The organism is Microvirga sp. P4_G7 (genome assembly GCF_056401005.1).
Genome location: NZ_JBFUKD010001038.1, coordinates 1 through 886 on the forward strand (window position 1 = coordinate 1; position 886 = coordinate 886).

Annotated in this window: 1 protein-coding gene; it reads right to left on the minus strand. The window is 57.9% G+C overall.

What is annotated here, in order from left to right:
* Positions 1-758: cadherin repeat domain-containing protein (locus tag AC1DT3_RS22845; RefSeq protein ID WP_477467446.1), on the minus strand; the 758-nt coding region annotated here is incomplete at its 3' end.
* Between the last annotated feature and the right edge of the window lie 128 nt (positions 759-886).

Genomic DNA, 886 nt, shown 5'->3' on the forward strand with positions numbered 1-886 from the left:
CCCCAGGAGTAACTGATGTCCGTCGGCCCCTCGTTCACGTTCACGACAGTGACCGTCACGTCACGCGATAYGGTCAACCCGCCCCTGTCCTGTACTTGGATCGTCACGGTGTGATTACCGATATCCGCGTCATCCAGAGCTCTCGCGAGGACGAGCTTGCCTGCATTCGCGCCTGTGCCGAGTGCGAATAGCGGGTTCGTGGCCGGATTCCCGGGCCCGTAGATAAGCGTCAGAGTATGGCTGTCGCCGATATCGTCCGCGATTTGGATTGTCCCAACCGCCGATCCGTTTTGCACGTTTTCCAGGACGGTATTGGTGCTCAGGGTGACCGCGCCTGGGGCGGTGTTCGCAGTGATGTTGACCGTGAGCGTTTTGTAGTGGACCGCACCGGCCGTGTCCGCGACCTTCACGAGAAATGATTGCTGTCCAACACCAAGTGTTGTGAGAGGCTGCTTGACCTTGATCACGTTGCCCGCGATCTCGAAGAAATCGTTCGTAACCGTATGTCCGCTGCCGTCGTCGAACGTGAAAGTGTGCGTATCGCCGGCGTCCGCATCGACAGCGCTCAGCAGCGCGAAAACGGTTCCTGTCGCCGCCGTTACGACGATCGTCCCACCCTGCATCGTGATGTCGCTCGGCGCCGCGTTTGCGGTCGTCAGGTTGATGGCCTGTGCGCCGGAAATGAGGTTGTCGCTCGGCGTTTCGGTGATGGTGTTCGCCAGCAATTCGTCAGTGATCGTGTGGATAGAGGTCGTCATGAGAATCGTCCTTCCCGTTGAATGTCGTCATGAGGGGGGAACGCCCGTGACGCTATGAAACATAATATCATAACGAATCACAGTTCTCTTAAAGTCAAGTGCCGACGCGCGCCACAAACAAAAAAGGC